The sequence below is a fragment of the Pseudoalteromonas sp. SG41-2 genome, from assembly GCF_014164535.1.
Taxonomy (GTDB): Bacteria; Pseudomonadota; Gammaproteobacteria; order Enterobacterales; family Alteromonadaceae; genus Pseudoalteromonas; species Pseudoalteromonas rhizosphaerae.
The window spans coordinates 81267-107625 of sequence record NZ_JACJFK010000017.1 but is presented as its reverse complement, the minus strand read 5'-3'; the positions used below and the strand labels follow the sequence as shown (position 1 = coordinate 107625).

General features: G+C 39.4%; 24 protein-coding genes. 11 read left to right on the top strand and 13 right to left on the bottom strand.

Annotation, left to right across the window (positions count from 1 at the left end; genetic code table 11):
• Nucleotides 1–18: 18 nt before the first annotated feature.
• Genes H5186_RS14690 through H5186_RS14670 form a run of 5 tightly spaced genes read right to left on the bottom strand, consistent with a single transcriptional unit; the run spans nucleotide 19 to nucleotide 5787 of the window.
• The gene (locus H5186_RS14690) at nucleotides 19–1155 is read right to left on the bottom strand and encodes a glycosyltransferase (RefSeq protein WP_182794619.1); all 1137 of its coding nucleotides are present in this window, start codon (nucleotides 1153–1155) and stop codon (nucleotides 19–21) included.
• Nucleotides 1156–1159: 4 nt separating this feature from the next.
• Complete coding sequence (locus H5186_RS14685; protein ID WP_182718090.1) at nucleotides 1160–1864, bottom strand: acyltransferase; 705 nt, start codon at nucleotides 1862–1864, stop codon at nucleotides 1160–1162.
• Nucleotides 1865–1868: 4 nt separating this feature from the next.
• Nucleotides 1869–3221, bottom strand: a complete 1353-nt coding sequence (locus H5186_RS14680; RefSeq protein ID WP_182718089.1) for an O-antigen ligase — start codon at nucleotides 3219–3221, stop codon at nucleotides 1869–1871.
• A complete protein-coding gene (locus tag H5186_RS14675; protein ID WP_182794618.1) occupies nucleotides 3214–4626 on the bottom strand; it encodes a lipopolysaccharide biosynthesis protein in 1413 nt (470 codons plus the stop codon). Before H5186_RS14675 ends, H5186_RS14680 begins: the two co-directional genes overlap by 8 nt.
• A gap of 9 nt (nucleotides 4627–4635) precedes the next feature.
• A complete protein-coding gene (locus tag H5186_RS14670) occupies nucleotides 4636–5787 on the bottom strand; it encodes a glycosyltransferase (RefSeq protein ID WP_149980659.1) in 1152 nt (383 codons plus the stop codon).
• Nucleotides 5788–5997: 210 nt separating this feature from the next.
• Between H5186_RS14670 and H5186_RS14665 the strand changes: the two genes are divergently transcribed.
• Entirely contained in the window at nucleotides 5998–6924 is a 927-nt protein-coding gene (locus H5186_RS14665) for a glycosyltransferase family 2 protein (protein ID WP_182718087.1), read from the top strand.
• Between the two features lie 81 nt (nucleotides 6925–7005).
• Here the strand turns inward: H5186_RS14665 and H5186_RS14660 are convergent, their stop codons facing one another.
• The 3 genes from H5186_RS14660 to H5186_RS14650 all read right to left on the bottom strand — a co-directional run bounded on the left by H5186_RS14660 (nucleotide 7006) and on the right by H5186_RS14650 (nucleotide 10717).
• Nucleotides 7006–7968: an endonuclease/exonuclease/phosphatase family protein gene (locus tag H5186_RS14660; protein ID WP_259398782.1), complete on the bottom strand. Its 963-nt coding sequence runs from the start codon at nucleotides 7966–7968 to the stop codon at nucleotides 7006–7008.
• A gap of 89 nt (nucleotides 7969–8057) precedes the next feature.
• Nucleotides 8058–8522: a hypothetical protein gene (locus tag H5186_RS14655; protein ID WP_182739705.1), complete on the bottom strand. Its 465-nt coding sequence runs from the start codon at nucleotides 8520–8522 to the stop codon at nucleotides 8058–8060.
• Nucleotides 8522–10717, bottom strand: coding sequence for an LruC domain-containing protein (locus H5186_RS14650; RefSeq protein ID WP_182718085.1), 2196 nt, complete (start codon nucleotides 10715–10717; stop codon nucleotides 8522–8524). Before H5186_RS14650 ends, H5186_RS14655 begins: the two co-directional genes overlap by 1 nt.
• Nucleotides 10718–11059: 342 nt before the next feature.
• On the opposite strand from H5186_RS14650, the gene gmk reads away from it, so the two are divergent.
• The 5 genes from gmk to H5186_RS14625 all read left to right on the top strand — a co-directional run bounded on the left by gmk (nucleotide 11060) and on the right by H5186_RS14625 (nucleotide 16470).
• Nucleotides 11060–11680: a guanylate kinase gene (gene gmk / locus H5186_RS14645; protein WP_182739703.1), complete on the top strand. Its 621-nt coding sequence runs from the start codon at nucleotides 11060–11062 to the stop codon at nucleotides 11678–11680.
• Nucleotides 11681–11797: 117 nt separating this feature from the next.
• Nucleotides 11798–12073: a DNA-directed RNA polymerase subunit omega gene (rpoZ, locus tag H5186_RS14640; protein ID WP_064667923.1), complete on the top strand. Its 276-nt coding sequence runs from the start codon at nucleotides 11798–11800 to the stop codon at nucleotides 12071–12073.
• A gap of 128 nt (nucleotides 12074–12201) precedes the next feature.
• On the top strand, nucleotides 12202–14307 hold the full coding sequence (gene spoT / locus H5186_RS14635; RefSeq protein ID WP_182718083.1) for a bifunctional GTP diphosphokinase/guanosine-3',5'-bis pyrophosphate 3'-pyrophosphohydrolase: 2106 nt from the start codon (nucleotides 12202–12204) through the stop codon (nucleotides 14305–14307).
• 12 nt (nucleotides 14308–14319) lie between these two features.
• Nucleotides 14320–14712, top strand: coding sequence for a RidA family protein (locus H5186_RS14630; protein WP_145237101.1), 393 nt, complete (start codon nucleotides 14320–14322; stop codon nucleotides 14710–14712).
• A gap of 153 nt (nucleotides 14713–14865) precedes the next feature.
• On the top strand, nucleotides 14866–16470 hold the full coding sequence (locus tag H5186_RS14625) for a DUF342 domain-containing protein (RefSeq protein ID WP_149980653.1): 1605 nt from the start codon (nucleotides 14866–14868) through the stop codon (nucleotides 16468–16470).
• Nucleotides 16471–16521: 51 nt separating this feature from the next.
• Here H5186_RS14625 and asnA read toward each other — a convergent pair whose 3' ends face one another.
• Entirely contained in the window at nucleotides 16522–17517 is a 996-nt protein-coding gene (gene asnA / locus H5186_RS14620) for an aspartate--ammonia ligase (RefSeq protein ID WP_145237095.1), read from the bottom strand.
• 198 nt (nucleotides 17518–17715) lie between these two features.
• Here asnA and asnC point away from each other — a divergent pair, with 198 nt between their 5' ends.
• From asnC to recG, 3 genes are read left to right on the top strand one after another with little or no spacing between them, the layout of a single operon-like run.
• Nucleotides 17716–18174: a transcriptional regulator AsnC gene (gene asnC / locus H5186_RS14615; protein ID WP_145237092.1), complete on the top strand. Its 459-nt coding sequence runs from the start codon at nucleotides 17716–17718 to the stop codon at nucleotides 18172–18174.
• Nucleotides 18175–18228: 54 nt separating this feature from the next.
• Nucleotides 18229–18915, top strand: a complete 687-nt coding sequence (trmH, locus tag H5186_RS14610) for a tRNA (guanosine(18)-2'-O)-methyltransferase TrmH (protein WP_182732244.1) — start codon at nucleotides 18229–18231, stop codon at nucleotides 18913–18915.
• 60 nt (nucleotides 18916–18975) lie between these two features.
• Nucleotides 18976–21057: an ATP-dependent DNA helicase RecG gene (gene recG, locus H5186_RS14605; protein WP_182718081.1), complete on the top strand. Its 2082-nt coding sequence runs from the start codon at nucleotides 18976–18978 to the stop codon at nucleotides 21055–21057.
• A gap of 50 nt (nucleotides 21058–21107) precedes the next feature.
• Here recG and H5186_RS14600 read toward each other — a convergent pair whose 3' ends face one another.
• Nucleotides 21108–22025: a porin gene (locus H5186_RS14600; RefSeq protein ID WP_149980650.1), complete on the bottom strand. Its 918-nt coding sequence runs from the start codon at nucleotides 22023–22025 to the stop codon at nucleotides 21108–21110.
• A gap of 159 nt (nucleotides 22026–22184) precedes the next feature.
• Nucleotides 22185–23060, bottom strand: a complete 876-nt coding sequence (locus tag H5186_RS14595) for a LysR family transcriptional regulator (RefSeq protein ID WP_149980649.1) — start codon at nucleotides 23058–23060, stop codon at nucleotides 22185–22187.
• Nucleotides 23061–23151: 91 nt separating this feature from the next.
• On the opposite strand from H5186_RS14595, the gene H5186_RS14590 reads away from it, so the two are divergent.
• The gene (locus H5186_RS14590) at nucleotides 23152–23526 is read left to right on the top strand and encodes a DUF413 domain-containing protein (protein ID WP_145237075.1); all 375 of its coding nucleotides are present in this window, start codon (nucleotides 23152–23154) and stop codon (nucleotides 23524–23526) included.
• Nucleotides 23527–23615: 89 nt separating this feature from the next.
• Complete coding sequence (locus H5186_RS14585) at nucleotides 23616–24851, top strand: response regulator (RefSeq protein ID WP_182784534.1); 1236 nt, start codon at nucleotides 23616–23618, stop codon at nucleotides 24849–24851.
• Here H5186_RS14585 and rarD read toward each other — a convergent pair.
• Together rarD and H5186_RS14575 are read right to left on the bottom strand one after the other, a co-directional pair.
• Nucleotides 24848–25771, bottom strand: a complete 924-nt coding sequence (gene rarD, locus H5186_RS14580) for an EamA family transporter RarD (RefSeq protein ID WP_182794617.1) — start codon at nucleotides 25769–25771, stop codon at nucleotides 24848–24850. The two genes, H5186_RS14585 and rarD, sit on opposite strands and share 4 nt — an antisense overlap.
• A gap of 52 nt (nucleotides 25772–25823) precedes the next feature.
• On the bottom strand, nucleotides 25824–26279 hold the full coding sequence (locus H5186_RS14575; protein WP_182794616.1) for a thioesterase family protein: 456 nt from the start codon (nucleotides 26277–26279) through the stop codon (nucleotides 25824–25826).
• Between the last annotated feature and the right edge of the window lie 80 nt (nucleotides 26280–26359).

Sequence of the window (26359 nt, the reverse complement as noted above, 5' to 3'; positions counted from 1 at the left end):
AAGATTACATTTTAATGCTCAATGTGGAGGATTTAGTCGCAGCAGGTCTTCGTTAACAATAAGCGCCTTTGCCTGCCAGCTGTGCGCTTTTGCTAGATTCTTTTGTACGCTGTTTAATAATGTTAATTGTGGCTGAGTTAACGAAAGCGCCTCATCGACCTTGTTAATAAAATCATGACTAGAGTGAGCAATAAAAATATGCGGCGTATAATTACTAACTGCAGGAAAATCAGTTGCGACAATCGGTTTACCTGTCGCTAAATATTCTTTAAGTTTTAGCGGATCGCACGCTCTGATTTGCTCATTATTCACAAAAGGTAAAATCGACACATCCCAATGAGCAGAAAACGATACTAAACGGTCGTGGCTAACTGCGCCAATATGCGTAACATTTTTAAACTGCAATAGCTGTGTAACAGGAGTCACAATATCTCCGATAAGCACGAGTTGATAATGCGGCCTTGCAGCCACCAAGGCGGTTAATAACGCAATATCTAACCAAGCATTAATACTGCCGTAAAAGCCAATAATAGGCTCTTTTATAGTTTGTATTTCATCGGCTTTTTCAACGTCGCTTGTAAATAGCTCATAACTTACGCCGTGGGTCAGCATTTTTGTTTTTGTAGCGGGCATCTTTGCCAGCAATAACTCACTGATCACATAGATAAGATCTGCGCTATTAATAAGCTGCTGCTCAAAGGGGGCAACGAGTTTAGCATCAACCCCTGCCAACGCAGAAAAATCATCGCCGCAATAATAAATTAATTTATCAGTGGTTTTTTTATCAAATAAATAGTGTGCAGTTGGCACACTTAACCAATACATAATCGGCTCACTACAAGTTAAGGGTGCAAGGTAACGAGAAAAAATCCAGCGGTTAAAACATCGAATGAGTCGATTATCGTGCCAAGGTAATACAGGCAGCTTATAAATAGTCATATTGTTGGGTGTGGCTATTGCAGCAGTTTTAGACTGTCGAAATAACTGCTTTAACTTGCTGAGCATACGTTTAATATCATGAAATTTAGCGCTTGGTTTTCGCATACCAATGGAGTTTATCCAATGTACTTCATGCTGCTTAGCAAGCTCTGAAAATAAATGTTGAGTACTGCTTGGATGACTCGCCCAGTCTTCACCAAATACAATAAATTTCATACACTTACTCCTTAATTTTTTTAACTACTTTGGCAGGGTTTCCCGCAGCAATAGTAAAATCAGGAATATCTTTAGTAACCACACTTCCCGCACCAATTATCGCTCCCTCACCGATTGTGACACCGCCCAGTACAGTCACTCCAGTGCCCAGCCAAGCACCGCGTTTTATTATAATGTCACCAATTTGAGATTCATCATCGCTTTCAGAGTTAGCGCGGCGATCACAGTCAATTGGATGCCCAGGAAAACCGGCTAAAAAAACTCGTCCTGCCAGCCTGACATCGTCTTCAAGAATAATGGTGCGCCCTACAGAAAAAGCATTTTGCCAACCAATGTCAACATTATTGCCAATACTTAGTAGCGGCTCTCGCTCATTACTCACCCGCCCACATAAGGTGCTGATCCCTGAAATTCTCACATCGTCTTTGCATTCAATTTTTAACTTGCCAAGTATTTGCGGCATACCTGAATATAAATATAAGCGCTTTTTACTGCCCTTAATTTGGCTTTTAAATAAAGGTGTATAATAAAAAATCCGAACTAGCTCATGGCATAACTCTTTTATAAAATAATGCAAATAGTAAAGTGAAGCATGTAGCACAGGGATTACGATGATTTGCGGATTGCGAAGCGACTTTGCAAATTGAAACAACCATGTCGCTAATGGATTATTACTATTTTTTAGCCAAAGTTTAAGCTGTATCAACATATTGTTATTCCTTATTACTTTCTATAGTAAGCTTTTCTAGTGCAATAGTCAGAGCCAGAATAATATACAGTGGCCATGTAAAAGCTTGAGTTAAAAAAGTGCCAGCAACCATAAAGCCAATTAAACCGGCCTTTAATGCGTTAGCGTTCACCATCACTTCAGGATTAAAACTACGTTTATTAATACAATAAACCCGCGACAGACTTCGATAAATACTGGCTATCACGAGTAAAAAAATACAAAAGCCAACAAAGCCAGTTTCACCTAACACCTGAAACCATGTGCTATGTACTGCATGATTCTTGCCATCCCAATGAGGACTGTAAAAATAGTAATTTACAAAAAAATTATTAACTCCAACGCCAGTTAATGGATTAGACAACGCCATATTGATTGCAGCCTGCCAAGCATAGAGCCTACCCATAGCTGATTCATCGACACCTCCTTCTGCCGCACCACCACTTTGTCGGTCAGAAATACCAGCAAAAATCATCATGGCAAGCATCGCGACACCACCGCACATAGCCACTACGAAGGGATTTTTGACTTTTTGATATAAAAAGAAACTTAAAATAGCGGCTATTCCTAATAAACCACCACGACTTTGAGTGGCAATAACACCGGAAATAGCCAAGATCAAACCAACTCCGGCAAAAGTACGTCGATACTTATTACTATTTGTATCAAAAAGTTCAGCTGCTAAAAATGAAACAGGAAACATCAACACCAAAGATAAATCATTGGGATCACCTAATTGCGAGCGATATTCCCGTGAAATAGTCACTCTAGTTCCTTCAACTAACCCCACACCATTTATTTTGTTATTCAACGCCACTAAAGCGATAGTGACACCTGAGATCATAATACCCAGCCTAATGTAACTAAAATGCGAAAACCGCGTTAACCACCAGCTAATAGCAAATACCATAATAAATACTTTAACCAACACACCAGACCAATACTCAATAGCAACGCCTCTATTTGAAGCTGAAAATACGCATACCGTGAGCCAAGCGAACCAAATTACAAAAATAAGATGCGTAGAGCTCCAATGTGGTTTTAAAGTTTTAGATACAAATAAATGCCATGCAATGGCCAGTAAAGATGCTAAAGCAAGTAATTTAGGAATTTTAAGCGGCATTAGAAAAACAAACGCCTCGTGGATTCTAAAATAGCTAAACAAAATAAATAATATAATAAACACGGTGCTAATACGTATCGCCAAAAAACCCGCAAACGGTAATAGCAACAAGGCAAAAGCGGCTATGGGGCCAAATAGCGAATACAAACCTAAAATGAGCACAGTAATCACCAAGCCATTTATTAAGTGGCAATGCGCTTTATACCAATTAACCATGTGCTTTCCTTGTTACATACTGATTCAGTATTGCCATTATTCTGTTTTGATACTTATTAAATAAAACGCCTATTAAGCAAACTAAAGCCGCGATTTGCCAAATTACATAATGAGTAATTTCACTTACGCCCAGAGCAAAAATACTAATAAAACAGAGCCAGCTAGGTACTAATCGCTGAATACTAAATGCCAGATTTTCGAGCTTTTGGCTAACAACAACAAACAACACTGTTTTAAGAGTTTGTGCAAATACTAAGCTGACCACTGCGCCAAGCACTCCCCATTTAGGCACTAGAATACCCAATGCTATTAGTACGCAAGCTGCACTAACAGCATTAATAATAGTGACAAATAGTGCGTTAAAATGAATATAACAACCAATATTGAGTAGATCGCTGTGATGCCTAAGTACAACAATAAATATTAAACTGGGTAAAAGCCAAGAATTTAGTAAGTAACCTTGTGGTAAAACCAAGATAAATAAATGAGGCGCAACAATAAGCATTACTGCACACAACGCAATTGCGATTTCTAAACTTAGCTCACATAAAGAAACATAACGAGTGCGACAAGAAGTTAATTCATTAAAACGACGAGAAAACCACCACATTCTGATCGGTTCAAAGGTAAACGAAGTCATAACTGCAAATTGCATTGCCACATAATATTGGGCAAGCTTTTCTTTTCCGACACTGGCTGCAATAAACCAGTTTTCAGCGCCATTATTTGCATACACAAACAGCGATGAAGCAATAATACTTAATAAAAACAAACTATTTTTATAACTTATATTCCAAGGAACATAGTTAAAACTAATCGTAATTGTGCGGCCAATGACGCATAACGAAATCATCAGCACAATAAAGCTCGACACAGCACCCGACACCATAACCCCCGTTACTCCATAGCCAAGGTAAAGTAATATAATGGTGAGTAGCGTTTGCCCCACTCCTTGTAAAATAGCTAAAAAGCAGAACTGCTTAGCCATTTCGTAATATCTTAAAAAGCAAAACACAATGGATAGCACAGCTGAAAATGCTAAATTAACCGCTAATAACTGCAGATCAAGTTTATTAATGGAGATGGGTAATAACACACTAAATGAGCTGGTAAATAACACCATAATAACAACAAACAACGCACTCAAAACGCTACATAAAATAATCGCGTCTCTAAACAAAGCTTGTTTATAAACCGCATTTTTCATTTGTTGCTTGAACAATAATTCGGGTAACCCTAAACACAACAACAAAGACATAATAGCGGAAATAGAAACTAAAAAGTTTAGTTCACCAAATTGAGCTTGGCTTAAAAGACGAGTAGATATAGGCAACAAAGCAAAGCCAAGCCCCTTAAGTAACAAGGTTGATAGTCCAAAATAGGCGATTTGCTTTAATCCATTCATCTTTATTCCTTAAGAGTTTTGCACCCAAGATGACAATTTTTTAGCTTGTGAGCTGGCGTTAAACTTATTTGCAACTAAGCGTTTGGCGTTAATTCCTTTGGCGTATCTCTCATAGGGATTTAATTCACAAAACTCCGTTAAAATTTTCTCCAACCCTGAAATACTCGACGGCTCACACTTAAAGCCCACCGAGTCATTAACAATTTCTTTGGCTCCCATTAATTGAGTTGTGAGCACTGGAATACCACTAGCCATAGCCTCTTTTAAAACCACCGGACCAGTATCTCTATCTCCGTTACTTGAAATGCAAAATGGCGCAACTAACGCAGAGTAATTACTGGTGTTTTTTGATAGCCACAGTGGCGTTTGCTTGCCTAAAAATCTAACTTCTTTTTCAATGCCTAACTTTTCACATAAAAACTTTAGGTCGTTCATCAAAGGGCCTTCACCAACAACATCTAAAAATATTGAGTATTTTTTATTTAATTTTTTTATTGCGGGTAGTAAAAATTGTAGTCCCTTTTTTTCAACTAAACGGCCAATAAATAATAGTTTCACAGACTCATTAAGTCGGTTAGGCGTTGCGTTAAATAAACTTAGATCAACTCCACAATGCAGCAACTCAACTTTACCCGCTTTGTATTTACCTAACTTTTCAGCCATATCTTTGCACACGGCCACGGAGAAATTACACAATGAGAGTTTCAGCCTAAGATCAGTATCATTAACGTATACGTCATGCCCGTGGCCAATCGAGGAGATACTAATGCCTGCAATTTTGCTGGCTATAATTGAGTACGCCAGAGGCGCATGCATAAAGTGGCAGTGTATGTGGGAAATACCATGTTGTTTGATTATGTCAGCAATATTTAATCCGTAGCCAAGCAGTGAAGTGACCGAGATTGAGGTAAACCTTGTTGCTGTTAATGCCGCTTTAAATGCTGCCAGCGGTTTTTTCATGGCAAACTTGGCCGCATATAACAACGATTTTTCAATAGTAATGACGTTTACACTGCTATCAAGATTGGTACAACTATTTAAATTTGCAAAGGTGATAACACTGACCTTGTGCCCAGCTCTTACTAATGCGTTTATCTCAGTTACCACAAAGGTTTCTGAGGGGATATGGAAACTCGGTACCACAATGCCAATATGTTTCATGCTCAACACTCCAAATATAACTTATGGTTATTTCGCAAGAAGCATGCCCAGTTAAAACACACCAAAAACATGATTAAAAAGTCAATTTGCGAACATCTGTTGCAAAATGCAAAGCATTAGACAAAAACCCCCTCGCAAACCTATTAAAATAATTGGCGCTGAACTTGCGTAGTACTTAGTTAGTTAATTTATAAAACTAGGATGCGGATCATGAGTATAGAAATAAGCGTTATTATCCCTAACTACAATTGTAAACAATATTTAGCCAAAGCCATTAGTAGTGTTGTTAAACAAAAAAACGTGAATTTAGAAATTATTGTGGTTGATGATGGTTCAACAGATGGTAGTGTTGAGTGGTTAAAAACCGCCCAAACAACAATTCCCCAGTTAATTGTTATAGAGCAAGAAAACACTGGCGTTGTCAATGTAAGAAATCGCGCTATTGCCGCAGCAAAAGGTGATTACATTGCTTTTTTAGACGCTGATGATTACTGGAGTGATGATAAGTTATACGAACAATTAAGCTATATGAAAGAGCACTCAGAGTGCGTTTTAAGTTTCACAAACTATATGCATATTAACGAAGAATATGAACCCATTGTCGATTGTTTTTCTTTTTGGCCTGAATTTTCAAAATTTGTTGATAAAAATAATATGGGTTATCAAAATTTAAAATGCCCAATGGATTTACTGATTTTTGCTAATGTAATTGGCACATCTTCGGTTGTGGTTAAGCGTTCAGCGATTAATTATATTGGCCGATTTGATAACCAATTAAATAGCGCTAGCGACTGGGATTGCTGGTTAAAACTTGCAAGGATCGGTGATGTTGCGTTTTCACCGCGTATCGCAATGGATTACTTGATGAGAGCGGGTTCTATTACTGCAAACCGTAAAAACAGACTCAATGCAATGAAAGAAATTGTCTCGCGTTGTAAACATGATGCTGGCTTTATGGCAAAAATAAAAGCACAAGCACGCATTTTAGAATGCTATGGTGAGTACTATCGAGAAATAGGTTCTAAATTTAAAGCCCTATCGATTGCAACTGCTGCATTCACACTTTTTCCACATAGGCGAAACCTACGTCATTTACTACATGACTTAAAAATGACCTTTGCCATTACAGTAAAATAAATCCGCATTGGTTTATTTAATCAAATAGCATGTGGTTAATCCTGCATGCTATTTTTATTAACTAACTAAGCTGAACTTTGGTTAATCATGAAGGCTCAAACTGTAACTAAGCATCTTATGATCACTTCCTGCAAAATTACTCACTATTAAGCTGTTTAACGTAAATTGCTCGTCAAAAACACAGTGATCTATGGGTAACCCGGTTAGCAGTGTCGGCTTAATATTTAAGGGCATAAAACTGCTATAAGGATTTGCTCCATAACAACTTTGTGTACTTTGCCAACTAAAATAACGTGACCAAGGGACAATATTTAAATCACCTGCAATTAGCCATAGTGTTTGCTCTTGTATTGTTGCTGCATGCAGCGCCGCGAGTAAAATATTTCTATTTTCCCAGTGCTGCTTGGTTCTTGGTGATGGTGGGTGGGCAATATACGTAGTGATAACTTCATTATTAAATAACAAGCGCAGTTTAATGTAACCTAACCTATCCCCTTGAAGTTTTACTTGTTGTCTATAAATTATAGGGAAACGCGAAATAACAACGATGCCGTAAGGGATCCCCTCTACTTCACGATAACCAAATAAACTAGCCTTGGTTAAAAAACGAGAGAGCAAATGCCGATTTAAATCACTAAACTCTTGCAGAATTAATACATCCCAAGATTGTTTTTGTAAGCTAACTAAGTGCGATTCAATAAACGGGTTACTATAATTTAAGTTTATTTGTTTTATCAAAATCGCATTTTTGGTTTGCTCACTTGGTAACGAATGCAATGGTAATAATGAACTCAAACTTATCAAGCATATAATTGATAGCGCCCCACCTAAATATGTTGCTTTTATAATTAAAAGCAACATGGCAAAGCATAAGGCAATAACTAGTAATGGCATACGCAATGATACTAAAAGATCAGCGTAATAATATTGCGAAGGATTATAGGCAATCGCAATTAGCATAAACGCAGCTGCTGCGACAAAAAATTTTACTAGCCTCTTTTTTTGCAAAAGATCGCCATTGTTATCATTAAGAAACTTCAACATAAATCACTACCCTAACTAGTATAAAGAATATACCTAGGTGTATTCTTTAGCTTGATCACTTTACCGTTACTGCTTGCCTTTGACTTTTACTACCTTATTTCAAACATCTGATGTTCTGCTTGTGTATCAAACTGCCATGCAAATGAAAGGGGTTGAGTGCTGGTATCGTAAAACCAAATTTCTGCAATCAGTTCGATATCTTGTCTACTCATTGCAAGCGTAGTTTTTATAGAGCCTTGCGATAAAGGAGCTCTAACTAAGCAGTTTCCATAATCAGCACGTAGGCTATTGGCCTTTTTTTGGCAAATATTTAAGTAAGCTCTTACGTCACCTATAGAGAGATCTACATCAATCTTTAGTTTAAATTTCGTTGATAAATCAAAACGATCATCTATCACTAAACTGGCCATTCCGGCTGAGTCGGTGGTGATAGGAACGACACTCGATGGTAGTGATTCAACAGCTGCAGGTACTGCCGCAGTACTTTCGCTTTCACCACCACCACACGCAACTAAAAATGATGATAAGCATAAAATTACAGTTAACTTTTTCATTACTGTTCCCCTCTAACTGCCACATTATTGCTGTTGTAGCGATTGAACCATTGTGGATTTTGCTTTCCTGACGACTGAGCAAAATTAGCAAAGCTATCGTAGGCATCGGTTATATCTACACCTTCAAGTGGATGTAACCATTGCACTCCTACTTCAATCGCCCATGGTAGGCCGTTTTCAGTTAAGAAAAACAAACCACTTTCTTGCTGGCTCACATCATCTGCACCACTGAGATCAAACAAAGTCGCGTCAAATACTTCTGTGGGCGCTTGATTTTTCATGTGTACTTCCCAGCTGCGCGCATTTTTACCAACTAAAAAATCGCCATGATAAAAGCCCTCTGTAGCAAAAATAAAAGGGTCTAATAATGTTCCGGGGGATAATATTTTCGCTTTAGGGACTTTTAATGGGATAGTCATACTAAAAGTTACTTTGCTGTTAACGTCGCAATTGCTTTCCGTTCTAAAATACTCGCACCCTGATTGCTTATTCACATGCAGCCAAGTGTCTTGCATAAAAATTAAAATAGCCTGCTCTGTGTTTGCTTCCAAAAATGAGCCTGTTTGTAGTTCGCCATTAATCACAAACCGAATATTATCGGCATCGACTTCTCTACTTAAAATTGAGTAAGTTGTATTATTTACCGTCTCTTTAAGGCTTACCGCAAAGCCATTATGATAGGTTGCTCCTACACCAATTAACTGGCCATCAATTTTATAACCAACAACATTAGTGCCCTCAATGAGCTGAGTAGTACGGTAATTTACGACCACGTCATTAAAGTCATAATCACCTGCAAACGGCCATTTATCTTCATAAGCAAGTGTCACCCAATCGTTTTCTCCTGGGTATACAGCACTAGCAAATGTTGTTATTTCATAATCTTCCACCTCACCACCTAAAACACCTCCAGTGGCAGTAATAAGCGAAGCTTCCGAGCCATCAGTTACCCTAAAACGAGCCCATGTCTGCCCAGCTTTAACATTACTAGGTACATTAATTAAAATACTGTTATCGCCTTGATTAAGTTGATATTTAGTTATTATGCGCTCACTTTCACTAAAGCCGCCATTTTGATCCCAATCAAACCATGCATATAAAAAGCTACTCGCAGAGGCGTTTACAATAATTTGGCTATCTTGACCCGCCGATATTGCCGTCACAAAGCTCACCCCATCATCTGATGCATCAACTGGGTTGTTGATTAAGTCGGCATCAGTATTGATATTTTCACCATCGACTGTATCGCCTAAATAAATCAGGTTACTGCCAGTGCTGTTAGGATCGAATAAATGCCTGGCTCCGCTTTGCTCTAAACTGGTGTTATAAGGTAGAGGAGCATCACCAAAATCAATCGAACTATCTGTTACCTCAACTTCGGCAATAGCACAACGAGCCCCATCGTTCTGACTTGACTTAGGGCCCGATGTAAACACATTAGCAACAGGCGTATAACCAACAACAGGACTAATACTTAAATCAACTTTGTGAATTTTTCCGCTTTTATTATTACTAAAATAAAACTGACCATTGATATCAAAATAGGCAGCACCAAATGCGCCCGTATCATCACCAATATCAACTTGAGTAATAAACTTGGTAGTATTTTCTGCAACGTTAATTTCATGCAAATCACCATTTGATTCAACTGCGTATAACAGGTTACTTTGCGGATGAAATGCAAAATCAAATATACCTAAGTTCCATGTGTCGGTTGCAGGTAGTAGCCGAGCAGTTATGGGGGCATCTAGATCATCCTCTAGATTGATTTCATATAAACCAAAATTGGGAGTATATACATAATACATCGCACTTTGATTTGCTTGCTCACCAGTCACTTGAATATCACCTACATAAAAATTAGTATCGGGTAGGCCAGTAACATTTAACCGCTTCATTTCGTAGTTGCTACCAATTTGCACCACGCTTTTAGGCGATTGTCGGCTAAAACCGTATAAGTATTGGTCTTTGTAATTAAAACCGACGGCATTCACACTTTCATTATTTGCCTCGCTAGCAAACGTCAAAGCCGATGATAAAATCGTAGGTTTAGCCGACACTAAATCTATACCGTAAAGCTGTGCCTTTGCATCCTGCATCAAAAATGCCTGACTAGGGCAATTATCGAATGGCTGGCTAAATACAGCACAAGGAAGTGAAACTAAACACGCTATGGCTAAATGGGTTAATCTCATTAGTAAGCCCTCAATCATTAAGTAACTGTACCAATGCAGGCATCATTCCAAAAAATAAAGCATTGAAATAAAACAAAATAAAATAAAGTTGAAGATGAAAGATGCAACTTGCAACGACCATTTTTGCATTATGCAACTAAGTACAAATAATCGTTAAAATGCGGGAGTTTTTTAAACAGTCATCATTGCCGTAACAAAAATACGGTTATTAATACGTTAAAATTTAATCACCTCACTAGGATACTTTCGGCAGTTGAGTAAACTTCACTAAATAAAGTACAATACCAAAATTAAGGCGGAGCTTATTAGCAGCTCTAGTCGGTTTATTTTAGGTAAAAACCCATGGCACACTCTCGCGGAAACTTATTTATTTTATCGGCACCATCTGGTGCGGGTAAATCCAGCTTAATCAATGCATTGTTAACTAAGTATAATGATATGAAAGTATCTGTATCGCATACTACTCGCTCGCCTCGTCCGGGCGAAGCAAATGGCGTGCATTACCACTTTGTAAATGTTGATGAATTCAAATCATTAATTGAAAAGAATGATTTTTTTGAATGGGCGCAAGTGTTCGATAATTACTACGGTACATCAAAGCAAGCAATTGAAGAGCAGCTTGCAGCAGGTATTGATGTATTTTTAGATATTGATTGGCAAGGTGCACGTCAAGTTCGTGATCTGGTCGCTGATGTTGAAACCATTTTTATCCTACCACCGTCAAAATTTGAGCTTGAAGCGCGCTTAAATAATCGCGGCCAAGATTCACAAGAAATCATTGCTGGTCGCATGGCAAAAGCACAATCTGAAACGTCTCATTACAATGAATATGACTATGTCGTGGTTAACGATGATTTTGCAACTGCGCTGAAGGAAATTGAGACGATCGTATTGGCAAAACGCTTATCGCTACAAAGCCAAGCTATTCGCCATCAAGATTTACTCGTAGACTTACTGCGTTAAATCCTAATTTGGGTTCAGTAAGTATTTTATTTGTTTAAATTAACCACAAGCTATTGGCGAATCTGACTCGGTGCAGTAAACTACGTCTTTGCTTAAAAATTTATTTGGAGTGCTAAGATGGCTCGCGTAACTGTTGAAGATGCAGTAGATGCAATTGGTAATCGTTTTGATTTAATTTTAGTTGCGGCCCGTCGTGCCCGTCAAATCGCGGTCGGTGGTAAAAAGCCACTGGTTGATCCTGAAAACGATAAACCAACGGTTGTTGCTTTACGTGAAATTGAACTTGGTTTAGTAGATAGCTCATCAATGGATCTTATTGATCGTGAAGAGCAACAACATCAAGAGGCGGCTGAAATGGCTGCAGTTGCAGCTATTGTAGGCGGCAACCAATAATCTGACTTCCTTGTCTGATTTAGCCAACGGTATAGTATTTCTATTCTAGCCGTTGGCAATCCCTTCTTTTCATCGTATATTCTTAACATACCGTTACCTATTTGCTTCACGAGAACATTGGAGTGTGAATGTATCTTTTTGAAGGTCTAAAAAAGAAAATATCAGAATACTTACCTGCTGCTGATGTAGAGCTGGTACAAAAAGCCTATGTGGTAGCCCGAGAGGCCCATGAGGGTCAAACTCGCTCAAGTGGCGAACCTTACATTACTCACCCTGTTGAAGTAAGCCAAATTCTGGCTGGTATGCATTTAGATCACGAAACGTTAATGGCTGCATTAATGCATGATGTGATTGAAGACACCGACTTTAGCCAACAAGATTTAGCCGAAATTTTTGGCGAGACAGTCGCAGAATTAGTTGAGGGCGTAAGCAAACTTGATAAGCTCAGCTTTAAAGATAAAAAAGAATTCCAAGCTGAAAACTATCGAAAAATGATTATGGCAATGACACAAGATATTCGTGTTATTTTAATCAAACTTGCTGATCGTACTCATAATATGCGCACTCTTGGAGCATTACGTCCTGACAAACGTCGACGTATTGCCCGCGAAACGTTAGAGATTTATGCGCCGATTGCTAATCGTTTAGGTATTCACGATATTAAAAATGAGTTAGAGGATTTAGGTTTTCAAGCCCTCTACCCGATGCGTCATCGCGCTTTAAAGTCAGAAGTTGCCAAAGCGCGCGGCAATCGCAAAGAAGTCATTTCAAATATCCAAACCGAGATAACAGCACGCCTTGAAGAAGCTGGCATTACAGCCACTGTTTCTGGGCGCGAAAAACATTTATATAGTATTTATAAAAAAATGCTTAATAAAGAGTTACTGTTTAATGAAGTCATGGATATCTACGCATTTAGAATTGCAGTTGATTCAATGGATATCTGCTATCGGGTACTTGGCGTTGCCCATAATTTATATAAACCAATCGAAACTCGCTTTAAAGATTATATAGCAGTACCTAAAACTAATGGTTATCAATCGTTGCATACCTCATTAGTTGGTCCTCATGGGATCCCTGTTGAGATCCAGATCCGTACTCACGATATGGATCACATGGCAGATAAAGGAGTTGCTGCTCATTGGATGTATAAAAAATCCGGTGATAACGCAGGCCACACTGCACAACAACGGGCACGTCAGTGGATGCAAAGTTTGTTGGAATTACAACAAAGCGCAGGCTCATCATTTGAATTTGTTGAAAACGTTAAAACAGAGCTATTCCCAGAAGAAATTTACGTGTTCACTCCTGATGGTCGCATAGTCGAGTTACCTATGGGTGCAACCGCCGTTGATTTTGCATACGCGGTCCATACCGATGTTGGTAATACCTGTGTGGGTGCACGCGTTAACCGTAAACCTCATCCGTTAAGTAAAGCATTAGATACGGGTCAAACAGTTGAAGTGATTACCAGCTCAGGTGCGCACCCTAACGCAACGTGGTTAAACTTTATTGTTACCGGTAAAGCACGTTTAGGAATTCGCAATTACCTGAGGAGCCAACATCATGAAGAAGCTTTATTACTTGGCCGTCGCTTACTCGACTCTGCTTTAGGTGAAACGAAGTTCGATGATCTGCCTGACGAAAATATTAGTCGCGTATTAGCAGAACATGAACTCAATACTGTATTAGAGCTATTAGTTGAAATTGGCTGCGGTAATTTAATGAGCATGCTGATCGCACGCCGCTTACTGCAAAATGACAATGATGATTTAGGCGATATGACTAAAAATGCTAAAGCGACCATTATTGGTACTGAAGGCATGCTAGTTAATTATTCTAAATGTTGTCGACCAGTGCCAGGGGATGCTATCACCGCACATATAAGCCAAGGTAAAGGCATCACGGTTCACCGCCAAGAATGTAAAAATATTCGTGGCTGGGAAACTGAACGCTCCAAGTACTTGGTTGTTAAATGGGATGATAATCCAGAAAAAGAATATATTGCAGCACTGCGTGTAGAAATCATAAACCACCAAGGCGCACTCGCAAAACTAACCAATGTAATTGCTACAACCCAAGCAAACATAGTGGAAATTGCCACAGATGAAAAAGAAAGTAATTTATACGTGATAGATTTAGGGATCACCGTGAAAAACCGTGTCCATGTTGCAAATATCATGCGCCGCATTCGCGTAATGCCTGATGTGCAAAAAGTCTATCGTAAAAAATAACATAGGAAAATCATGAATAAAGCATTTATTTCTACGGATCTAGCACCTGCTGCCATCGGCACTTATAGCCAAGCAGTAAAAGTTGGTACAGCAGTTTACTTATCGGGTCAAATTCCATTAGTTCCCGCAACGATGGAAGTGATCTCTGAAGATTTCGCAGAACAAACACATCAAGTATTTAAAAATATTAGTGCGGTATGTGAAGAAGCCGGTGGCAACATCCAAGACTTGGTAAAAGTTAATATCTATTTAACTGATCTATCTAACTTTGCGACGGTAAATGAAGTAATGAGCCAATACTTCAAAGCACCTTATCCTGCCCGAGCAGCAATTGGCGTGCGCGCATTACCAAAAAACGTGCAAGTTGAAATTGACGGTATTATGGAATTGCCTTCAACAAATTAAGCTTACAGCAATACACCTAAGTATTTATACTTAGGTGTATTAACTCATCAGTCCCCTTTTCCTCGATCTTCTTGACAGTTATTCAAATCTCTAGCACTCTATCTTTATATAATTATAAAAACCTTTAACTTAAGTGTTGTAAAAGGATGATCCGTGTTTAAGCTTGCTCATAACGGTAATGTACTACTCGATGTTATAGAACATTCGCCGCCTAGTGCCGCTTTTGTTATTGAGGCTCTAGAAAAATCAACATTCTGTGAATGTCGCATAGACTATGATGCTATCAATGCTTTTTTTAAAGAGCCTAGTAGCGAACGTAGTTTAGTGGTTGCCAGTAAGCATGACGCCACACTAACTGTTACACTCAGTGATGATAAAATGTTAGCAACAGGCGAACTCACACTCGCACAAGGTGGCAAAGTTTTGGCCCTTGATCAAGCGAAACAGCAGCTGATCAAAGCTGGGGTTGCTCGGGGCTACAAACAAGCATTTTTAGAGCAGCTGCTACAAAAACAATTTGAATTACCCGCTGGCACTACCGTTAAAGGTATCCTCGCTAAAGGTCGCTTACCAGAAGACGGCAAATCATCAAAATTACTTCCTCAAGTATTAACTTTAAAAGAGCGTTTGCATACCCCGAAACTGCGCGAAGATGGCACTGTCGATATGCGCGACTTTGGCAAGTTAGCAAGTGTTGAACCCGGTACATTATTAGTTCGACAGCAACCCGCAACCCCTGGTAAAGAAGGTTTTACCGTAAAAGGCGATGTCCTTCCGGCAAAAGCTGGAGAAAGTAGCCCACTAGTTGCTGGTGAGGGCAGTGAAATATCAAAAACTAATCCTCTTGAATTAATCTCAAGTATTGCGGGCGTACCAGTCGAAATTCAAAATGGTATGCGCGTTGATGATATTTTTACGATTGGCGATGTCACAGTTAAAAGCGGCCATATAAACTTTGATGGCAGCATTATTGTCACTCATAATATAGAGCCTGGCATGAAAGTAACCGCGAAAGGCGATATAACTGTGATGGGCACGGTTGAATCCGGAGAGCTGACAGCGCAAGGTAATATCACCATTAAACAAGGTGTGATTGGCCACCAGCTAGATGATAAAACGCTTTCGTGCAAAATTATTTGTAACGGTGATATTCATTTATCTCACTCCCAATATAGCTACCTTGAAGGTAATAATATTTTTATTGAGCGCCAAGCTAGCCACTGCGCAATGAAAGCGACTAAGCTTTTACAGATAGGCCAAGCAGACAATCCACAAGGGAAGTTATTTGGTGGCGAGATCCTGGATGCCGGAATGATTATCGCTGGTGAAATTGGTAATGAATCTGGCGCTAAAATGCTCATAAACATGGTTGCCTCAGGAAAGTCTGTTACTACTGAAACCGATGAATGCCTTAAAGAATTAGCTAAAACCGATGAGCAATTAGACACCCTGCAAGCAACGCTAGAAAAGGCCGATTTAGTAAAAGATTTAGATAAGAAAAAACTATTGCTCGCTAAAATAGGAGCTACTCAGCAACATTATTGCCAACAAGCAGAGCAGCTAGAAAAACGCCTAACAACGCTAGAACAAAGTCTATATGAACTACTTGATAATGCTAATTTAGCGGTCAATAAAAAATTGCATTCTGGGGTAGAAATCCACATTTTCGATAAAGTATTAAGAACAAATCGCAGCTATCCTCCTTGTAACGTAAAACTGCAAGAAGGAAAAATAGAGATTGAATTTAAAACCAGTTGATCGCAAGCAGATAGAGACTAACAGCAGATAATCTCTATTCTCTCGTCTACGTTATAAAATACCAGCCACTTGTTGTTTTAACTCCTCCGGCCATACACTTACTTGTACTTGACCGATGTGAGGTTTTTGTAATAACAACATCGCCAATCGAGATTGACCAATGCCACCACCTATTGTCTGTGGTAATTGTTTAGCTAGTAGTTGCTTATGCCAATCAAATTCTAAACGAGCTTGGTCACCGGTAATTGCAAGCTGTGCAACTAATGCTTCTGGTGATACGCGAATACCCATTGATGAAATTTCAAAAGCATCTTCAAGCACAGGGTTCCACAGTAAAATATCACCATTTAAGCCACTGTATTGCTCGCAAGTCTGAGTCGACCAATCATCGTAGTCAGGTGCGCGTACATCATGAATCTTACCATCGGCTAATGCCCCACCAATGCCTATCAAAAACACCGCACCATATTCTTGTGTAATCGCTTTTTCGCGCTGCTTGGCGGTAAAATCAGGGTACATTTGACGTAACTGTTCACTGTGTACAAAAGTAATATCAGCGGGTAAAAATGGTGATATACCAAATTCATCAGCAACAAATTGCTCGGTTGCTTTTAAGCCTTTATACAAGGCTTGTACTGTTTCTTTTAACTTATCAAGAGAGCGCTCAGAACTGGCACAAATTACTTTCTCCCAATCCCACTGATCAACATAAACAGAATGGATGGGGCTTAATGACTCTTCATCCGGGCGCAACGCTTTCATATGTGTGTATAAACCTTCACCAATTGCAAAGCCGTGCTCAGCTAGTGTTTTTCGCTTCCATTTTGCCAAAGAGTGAACCACTTCAAATTGACTCGCTGGAATAGTTTTAACTTTTACCGCAACCGCATTTTCAGTGCCACTTAGGTTATCTTGGATACCATCGCCTACTTTAGCCAAAATAGGCGCTTGTACTTCAATTAACCCTAGCTGTTGTTCTAGCTGGTGTGAAAAATACTGTTTAACTTTACTAATTTGCAGCTGTTGCTGGACAAAGTGTGAACTCATAATAATTGGCCTCATTCCCAGTTATTGTTACTTGCATAAATGCATGATTGCACTATGAGCAACCATGTCGTTAAAGCAATCCTCAATCATTTTGCACTTTAATTCAATAACCAATAACAAAAACACCTTTACCATATTAATTTGATTAATTTAGTGGTATAAAAAATGATGATTCAACAATTTAAAGATGATATTTATATGGAAAATTATCAAATCGATAATCTTGATAAACAGATCCTCCACGCATTAATGGATAATGCCCGCACAGCCTATGCAGAATTAGCCAAACGGTTCGCCGTTAGCGCAGGTACAATTCATGTACGGATTGAAAAAATGAAACAAGCCGGGATCATTACAGGCACCCAAGTTAGCGTCAATGCCAAGCAGTTAGGCTACGATGTATGTTGTTTTATTGGCATCAACCTCAATAATGCTCGAGACTACCCACAAACCTTATTGCACCTAAAGGAACTTGAAGAAGTCGTTGAGGCTTATTACACAACCGGTAACTACAGTATTTTTATTAAGGTAATGACCCGTTCAATTGATCATTTACAAGATGTATTGATCAATAAGATTCAAGCTATCGAAGCTATTCAGTCAACCGAAACGCTAATATCACTGCAAAACCCAATTAGCCGCTCAGTAATGCCTTAAGACGGTAATTCCCGTATAATAGCGGCAATTTTATGAGTTAAGACAAGGCTAAAAATGGAAAACACCCGCTATCATCGCATTAAACACGTACTAGATCGTCGTCAAACCGATTTAACCGTGTGCTTAGAAGATGTGCACAAACACCATAACTTGTCTGCAATTGTTCGCAGCGCTGATGCTGTGGGTTGCCATAATGTTCATGCAGTATGGCCACAAAACCAAAAATGGCTCACCAATAATACCTCTGGGGGCAGTAAAAATTGGATCGCAACTCACTTACATAAAGATATCGACAGCGCTGTGGCTATGATGCGCCTGCATAATCCGCAAGTACAAATACTCGCTACTAACTTATGCCCTGATGCTGTTGACTACCGTGAGATTGATTATACTCTGCCAACAGCCATTATTGTCGGCCAAGAAAAAACCGGGATCTCTCCACAAGCACTTGCCCACGCAGATAAAAACATTATTATTCCAATGCAAGGTATGGCGCAGTCTCTGAATGTGTCTGTGGCCGCTGCACTGATATTATTTGAGGCACAAAACCAACGTCTGCAAGCCGGCTTATATGAGCGCACTATGCTGGATGAGAGCATAAAACATAAGATGCTATTTGAAGGTTGCCATCCAATCATTGCACAAAAATGCAAAGAAAAATCGCAACCCTATCCAGCCCTCGATGAAAATGGTGAAATCATCGCTGATGATGAGTTTTGGCACAAATTAAAACATGCTTGATGACAAGCCTGTTCGCACGTAAACTAAAAAGTATCTAAAAATGAAAGATTTGAGCGTATTGTGTCAAAGCCAACTTTAAGCCGCTACCCAATCACTGACCTCAAAGGCGTTGGTCCAAAGATGGCCGAGCGGCTAAAAAAACTCGGCATTAGCACAGTGCAAGATATGCTCTTTCATCTACCGCTTCGATATGAAGACCGCACCCGTATTTATGCTATCAGTGATTTAGCTGTGCATAGTCATGTCAGTATTGAAGCCACCATAGAAACCAGCCAAATTACCTTTGGTAAACGTAAAATGCTCGTTTGCCAAGTTAACGATGGTACTGGACGACTCACCCTGCGATTTTTTAATTTTACTGCAGCACAAAAGAATACCTTAAGTAGCGGTAAGGTGATCCGCTGTTTTGGCGAGGTACGACGTGGCAGAGTGGGTTATGAAATGACTCATCCTGAATACAGCCTCAGCGATACACCGAGCGAACAACCAACAGCAACCACACTAACGCCTGTTTACTCGACAACGGAAGGGTTAAAACAACTGTCGATCCGTGCATTAAGTGATCAGGCGATTGCATTACTTGAAAAATATCAGGTAGAAGAGTTATTGCCAGTGCAATTCCAACACGCTGGTATGGATTTAACTCAAGCACTGCTACTTTTACATCGCCCCGCTAATGATGTAGATATCACCGCATTAGAGCAAGGCCTGCACCCGGCTCAACAACGTTTAGTGTTTGAAGAGTTACTGGCGCAAAATTTGAGCTTATTAAAATTACGTCAACAAGGACAGCAAGTAAAAGCAGTTGCTCTGAACCCTATTAATCATCTGGAGCATGATTTTTTAGCGCAGCTCCCCTTTGCTCCAACCAACGCGCAAAACAAAGTCGTCGCTGAAATAAAAAACGATTTGCAGTCTCCTTATCCAATGATGCGCTTAGTACAAGGCGATGTTGGCTCAGGTAAAACCCTAGTTGCGGCACTGAGCGCCTTAACAGCTATCGCACAGGGCTATCAGGTGGCACTAATGGCACCCACCGAAATTCTGTCAGAACAACATGGCATTACTTTCGAAAATTGGTTTACGGCTTTAGGTATAACTACAGCATGGCTCGGTGGTAAAACCAAAGGAAAAGAACGCAGCGCAACGCTTGAAAAAATAGCATCAGGTGAAGCGCAAATGATTGTTGGGACTCATGCGTTATTTCAAGAACAAGTAACATTTAATAACCTAGTGCTTATTATTATTGATGAACAACACCGCTTTGGCGTCCATCAGCGCTTATCGCTACGAGAAAAAGGCCGTTTTGGTGATTGCTATCCCCATCAACTAGTTATGACAGCAACACCGATCCCACGTACACTGGCGATGACAGCTTATGCCGATTTAGAAACGTCCGTGATTGATGAGTTGCCACCAGGACGTACCCCAATTAAAACCATTGCACTACCTGATACGCGTCGTGATGAAATTATTGCTCGTGTAAAAACAGCCTGTACCGAGCAAGGTCGTCAAGTATATTGGGTATGCACCTTAATTGATGAATCGGAAGCATTGCAATGCCAAGCAGCAGAAGATAGCGCACTGCAATTAACTCATGCACTGCCAGAGTTAACTATAGGATTAGTTCATGGCCGTATGAAAGCAGCAGAAAAGCAAGCCATTATGAGCGAGTTCAAAGCTGGAAAGATTCATATATTAGTGGCGACAACGGTCATTGAAGTCGGTGTAGATGTGCCGAATGCCAGTTTGATCATCATTGAAAATCCTGAACGGCTTGGCCTTGCACAATTACATCAGTTACGTGGTCGAGTTGGTCGTGGTGCAATCGCATCCCATTGTGTGCTTTTATACCACGCACCGCTGTCTCATACTGCACAAAAACGTTTGGCTGTTCTAAGAGATAGCAATGACGGTTTTGTAATTGCTGAACGTGATTTGGAAATTCGTGGTCCAGGTGAAGTGCTCGGCACAAAACAAACAGGTTTAGCGGAATTTAAAATTGCTGACTTAACCAGAGATAAGCACACACTCAACTTAGTCAGACCTATCGCACTACAAATGCTCCGCCAGTATCCTGAACAAGTAGAACAACTAATCAATCGCTGGCTTGCGGGTAAATCAGTGTATGCACAAGCTTAATAGTAAAAAGCCTTACTGTAATAAGTAAGGCTTTTTCAACAGTCTAAAGACTAAAACTTGTATTCCATGCCAACACCTAAGTAATCTTGATCAACATTGCTGTCCATATCAAAATTAGTGTAGAAGGCAAATAACGTGGTGTTTTTGCTCAAGGAGTGATCAACACCTGCAGAGATGGCAGACTTTTTATCACCCGCATCAAAATCCATTACTTGGTATTGAACTTTAAATGTATTGCTATCAAGAGTGTAAGCCGCATTAACTAAATAACCATCGGCATCACCGCTACCATCCACTTTTTCTTGGCTTTGGTACATTGCACCTAATTTAAAATCAGCTACCTTCCCTTGCACGGTAGCGCGTACAACATCATAACCATTAACTTCACTGTCGGCAGCAACTGATGCATAAACATTGCTTTTCTTCAGTCCAGCATCGCCATAAGTAAGTGCTAATGAATAACCGCTATCGCCATCACTGTCTTTTTCTGCAACGTAAGTTGCAAGCACTTTAAAGCCACTTAAATCCTTTGATGAATAAGTAACTGTATCACTAAGACGGTTTTCACCTTTAAATAAATTTTTGATATCACCTTCAAGGTTATCAAATAAATCCAACTTTCCTTGTGATTGCTTTAAAGCAGTATCATTACGGCCAATCACTAATTGACCAAATCCACCTTTTAAACCAACGTATTGATTACGTGATGTAACCGTGTCTTTTGAATCATCAGAAACATTAACTTGAAATTCGAACTTATAAATAGCTTCTAAGCCATCACTGATGTTTTCAGAACCTTTAAAACCAATTCGCGATGCATTGCTTTTAATTTCGCTGAATGACCCTTCACCGTCATCCGAAGATTGCACAGAGACATTTGCTTTACCATACACATCAACATCAGCAAACGCAGAAAAAGATAAACCACTTAACACAGCTAGTAATAAACTCGACTTTGCAAATTTCATATTATTTCCTCAATAAACGCAACAGACTAATTTTTAATTCGCTGCATTTTGCCTGCGGTAAATGACAGAAATATTACAACAGAAACATTTTTGACTCATATTATTCATAAAAAGGAACAACAAAAGACATCAAATCAACATAAAACTGTCATATATAGCTTACTTAGCACTAAATTCACTGCTTATTGTTGGTGTTAATTCCAGTAATAAATTAACCAACGTCTCAAGCAAGGGTTTTTGTTCATTATCTCTGTGATAAGCGACAAAAATATCCCGAGAAGTATGTTCCACATCAGACACTCGATGTAGCTCCCCTTTATCTATATGGCTTTTCGCTAAAACTTCAGGAATAAATGCACTACCTCCACATTGTAGTATCAAATCTAATGCAATGCGTCCTGTGCTGGTGCGAAAATATGGTGGAGTGTGACCAGTAAATTGCCGTGCATGCCAAAGAGAGAAGGTAGTTCCCCAGTCAACATAGACATATTGATTATCAAAAAAGTTTTCATTCGCAGCTCCTTCAAATGCACTGATAGGTATAATTGGCAAGGTGCAAATACGCTCAACTACTAATTCATCCACTTTTGGTGGATCAAATAAAATCGCTAGATCTAAGGTGCGCTCTAATAGTAACCGTGTGCTTTCTTGCTGTGCTTTAACTTCAGCCACCAGCGATACCCCTGGCATTGCAGAGACAATATTAGTGATACCAAACTGTAAAAAAGCATCCCAAATATTAGGCGTCCCTGCTAAACTCACTTGCTTATGCATATTATCCGCAAGAGCAACATCGACTTTAGCCCGTTGCATACCAGTAATAATCATTTGCGCATGGGGTAATAAGCGCTCCCCTGGTGCAGTCAATTGGATGTTATTACGTTGGCGGATAAATAAATTAACCCCTAGTCCTTGTTCTAATTGACGAATTCGAAAACTCACCGCAGACTGCGTAATGTAAAGGTTTTCAGCCGCTTTACCAAAGTGACGAGTACGTACCACTTCGACAAAGGTTTTCAATAAATCTATATCCAATTATTTATCCTCACGATAAAAATTTTTTGTTTAATAAATTGCGCAACTTGATCCATACTCCAGCTTGAAAATAGGGTATGAGGAAACAGCCATGAGCAATGATATTTCACTACTTCGCCAAGCATTTGTAAGCCAACGTCAGTTTTATGATGATCAAAACTTTCCGCGCGGATTCGGCCGCAGCGGTAATTTTACCTTACTAGAAGCCAGTATCCTTGAACAACACGGTGTTGTTCTAAAAGGGTTATATAATAAAACCCTTGAACCACAAAATGAAATCCAAGAACAATTTTTTGCCGTTGTCTCTGGTAATCAAGAACCAACCAACGCAATTGAACGTGCGTGGATTAAATACCTAAAGCTAACGACGTGTAAAGCAAAGTTTCATACTCTGTTTGGGCGTTCTAAAATTTCAAGTCCTGCACCACAAAATCCAGACTACTATTCGGAGTCTGATAGTTTATAAAAGTAATGGTGTTATTTGCTTTTTCGTGTTTTAACAGTTACAACTTGTATAACTGAACAAACTTGGCCATGCCAAAAACAAGGTGTTACGTGACACGAAAAATACTCATCATTGAAGATACGCCAACTATAGCGCGAGTGCAAAAGCACATTGCAATTAAAGTTGGCTATGATGCAGATATAGCCTGTTCCTTAGCGCAAGCAAAAGAGTTAATTAGTAAAAATAACTATTTTTGCGCTGTAGTAGACTTTATTCTACCTGACGCACCACAAGGCGAGGCTGTACCCTGCACTATTGAAGCTCAAATTCCTACTATAGTAATGACCGGCAATATAGATGCAAAGACCCGTGATACCGTCGAAAAATATCCAATAATTGATTACATCACTAAAGAGAACAAGCAAGCCTACCATTATTTAGAAAAGCAACTACAGCGCTTACCTCGCAACGAAAACGTTAAAGTCTTAGTCGTCGATGACTCACCATCAGCACGACTACATATATGCAGCTTGCTTAAACGTCATAAATATCAAATATTACAAGCCTGTGATGGCATTGAAGCACTTGCAGTGCTCGAACAAACACCTGATATAGCAGTTATAATTGCAGATAACGAAATGCCTAACATGAATGGTGATGAGTTATGTGGTGAAATTCGTCGCTTATACAGTAATGATGAAAAAGCAATAATCGGTATTTCCGGCTCAAATGCAGCGCATCTTTCGGCGCGTTTTTTGAAAAATGGCGCAAACGACTATTTACGTAAACCATTTAATAACGAGGAATTTTATTGCCGTTTGAGCCAGAACGTTGACATGCTGGAACAAATTGCCACCATTCGCTTACAAGCGAACACTGACTATTTAACTAAACTACCTAATCGTCGCTACTTCTTTGAAGAGACCACAAAATCATTAAAACAACTGCAGAAAAAAGAGTTAATTCCCTCTTTGGCGATGCTCGATATTGACCATTTCAAAGCAATCAATGATACCTATGGCCACGATGCTGGTGATGAAGTACTAAAAGGACTTTCAATTTGTTTTGCAAAATACTTTACAAAAGACTTGGCGGCTCGTTTAGGCGGTGAAGAGTTTGCTGTGTATTTTAATGACACAAATAAAGATGAAGTATTAAAACGTCTGGATAATTTTCGTCACTTTGTTGAGCTCAATAGCCCTGAATTTAGCAAAGAAAAAATTCAATTTACGCTCTCTATTGGTTACGCACACGGGCCTGTTTATCAAATTGATGAATTATTAAAACAGGCCGATATTAAGCTTTATGAAGCCAAAGAAACTGGCCGCAATAAAGTCATTGCTTAAACAGGCTTAGTGGGTGCAGGGATATTTTCACGTTTACGCTTTTGTGATTGTCGATAGGAATCCCAACTAAAGATAGCCAGCGCACTCCAAATACAAGCAAATGTTACTATTCGTTCAGGACTAAATACTTCACCATAAAATACCACCGCCAACACAAACATTAAACTTGGCCCAATATATTGGAAAAACCCTAAGGTAGTATACTGCAATCGCTTGGCAGCACCTGTAAAGCAAAGTAGTGGCAGTGTGGTAATAACGCCTGCACTGATCAACAATACATTAGTATGCCAATCATTCGCTACGAAATCAGAGCTATTCGATGGCGCCATTAACCACCAATATACTAAAGCAACTGGCAATAATATTAATGCCTCTAGTAGTAACCCCGGCAATGATTCGATAGGTAACTTTTTACGAAGTAAGCCATACACCGCAAATGACCCTGCTAATGAAAGTGCGACCACCGGAAATGAGCCAAAACTAATAACTTGGATCACCACACCAAATAACGCCAGAGCAACCGCTAGCGCTTGCCATTTGCGTAGTTTTTCACTTAAAAAAAGCATACCTAGCAGTACGTTTAATAACGGATTGATATAATAACCAAGACTTGCATCAAGCATATGATCATTATTAACCGCCCAAATAAATAGCCCCCAGTTAAAGCCAAGTAAGGTGGCCGTAATAACCAGCATAGCAATGAGTTTAGGGTGTTTAAGTACATGCTGTACTTTATGCCATTGCTTCATTACTGCAACAATGATGACGATGAATAATACCGACCAAACCACACGATGCATCAGTATTTCAAAAGCTGATATATGCTGTAGTAATTTAAAATAAATAGGTGCTAAGCCCCACATAAAAAAAGCCATACAGGCTAAGATAACACCTTTACGCTGTTCAGGATTAGTTGGCATAGATTGTTTCTGATGTAGTTTAATGGCGGCTAGTTTACCTGCCAGCTACGCTTTATCCAACTAAATAAGTTGCCGTACCAAAAGCTATTTGAATGCCTTGTTCATTATGGAGCTCCATCCGGCATACACATACTTTATTACCGGAGCGAATTAGCTTAGCACTAGCGGTAAATTCAAGCCCTTTGCCTGGACGCAAGTAATCAGTGCGCAAATCGATGGTGCCGAGTGTCGCTAGCTTGGTTTGAATATTAACTATATTAAGCTCAGTGAGCTTATCTATCATCGCCGCCGCCGCTAGCATCCCCCCCACATTATCAAGCACCGCAGAGATCACCCCACCGTGGAGAATTTTTTGAGCAGGATTACCAATAAAGACATCCTGCCAAGGAAAGCTTATTTGCGCTTGTTCCGCATCTAGTGATTTAACTTTTATTTGTAAAAACTGGTTAAACGGCATTTGCTCTACAAAAACTTTAGCAACTTGGTCAATTAATTGGGCTTTATTCATTATTATTATCCGCGACTTTATAACTGGTAAGATGAGTAAAGCACAACTAAAAAGAAAGTGCGATAAAAAGCACCTATGCA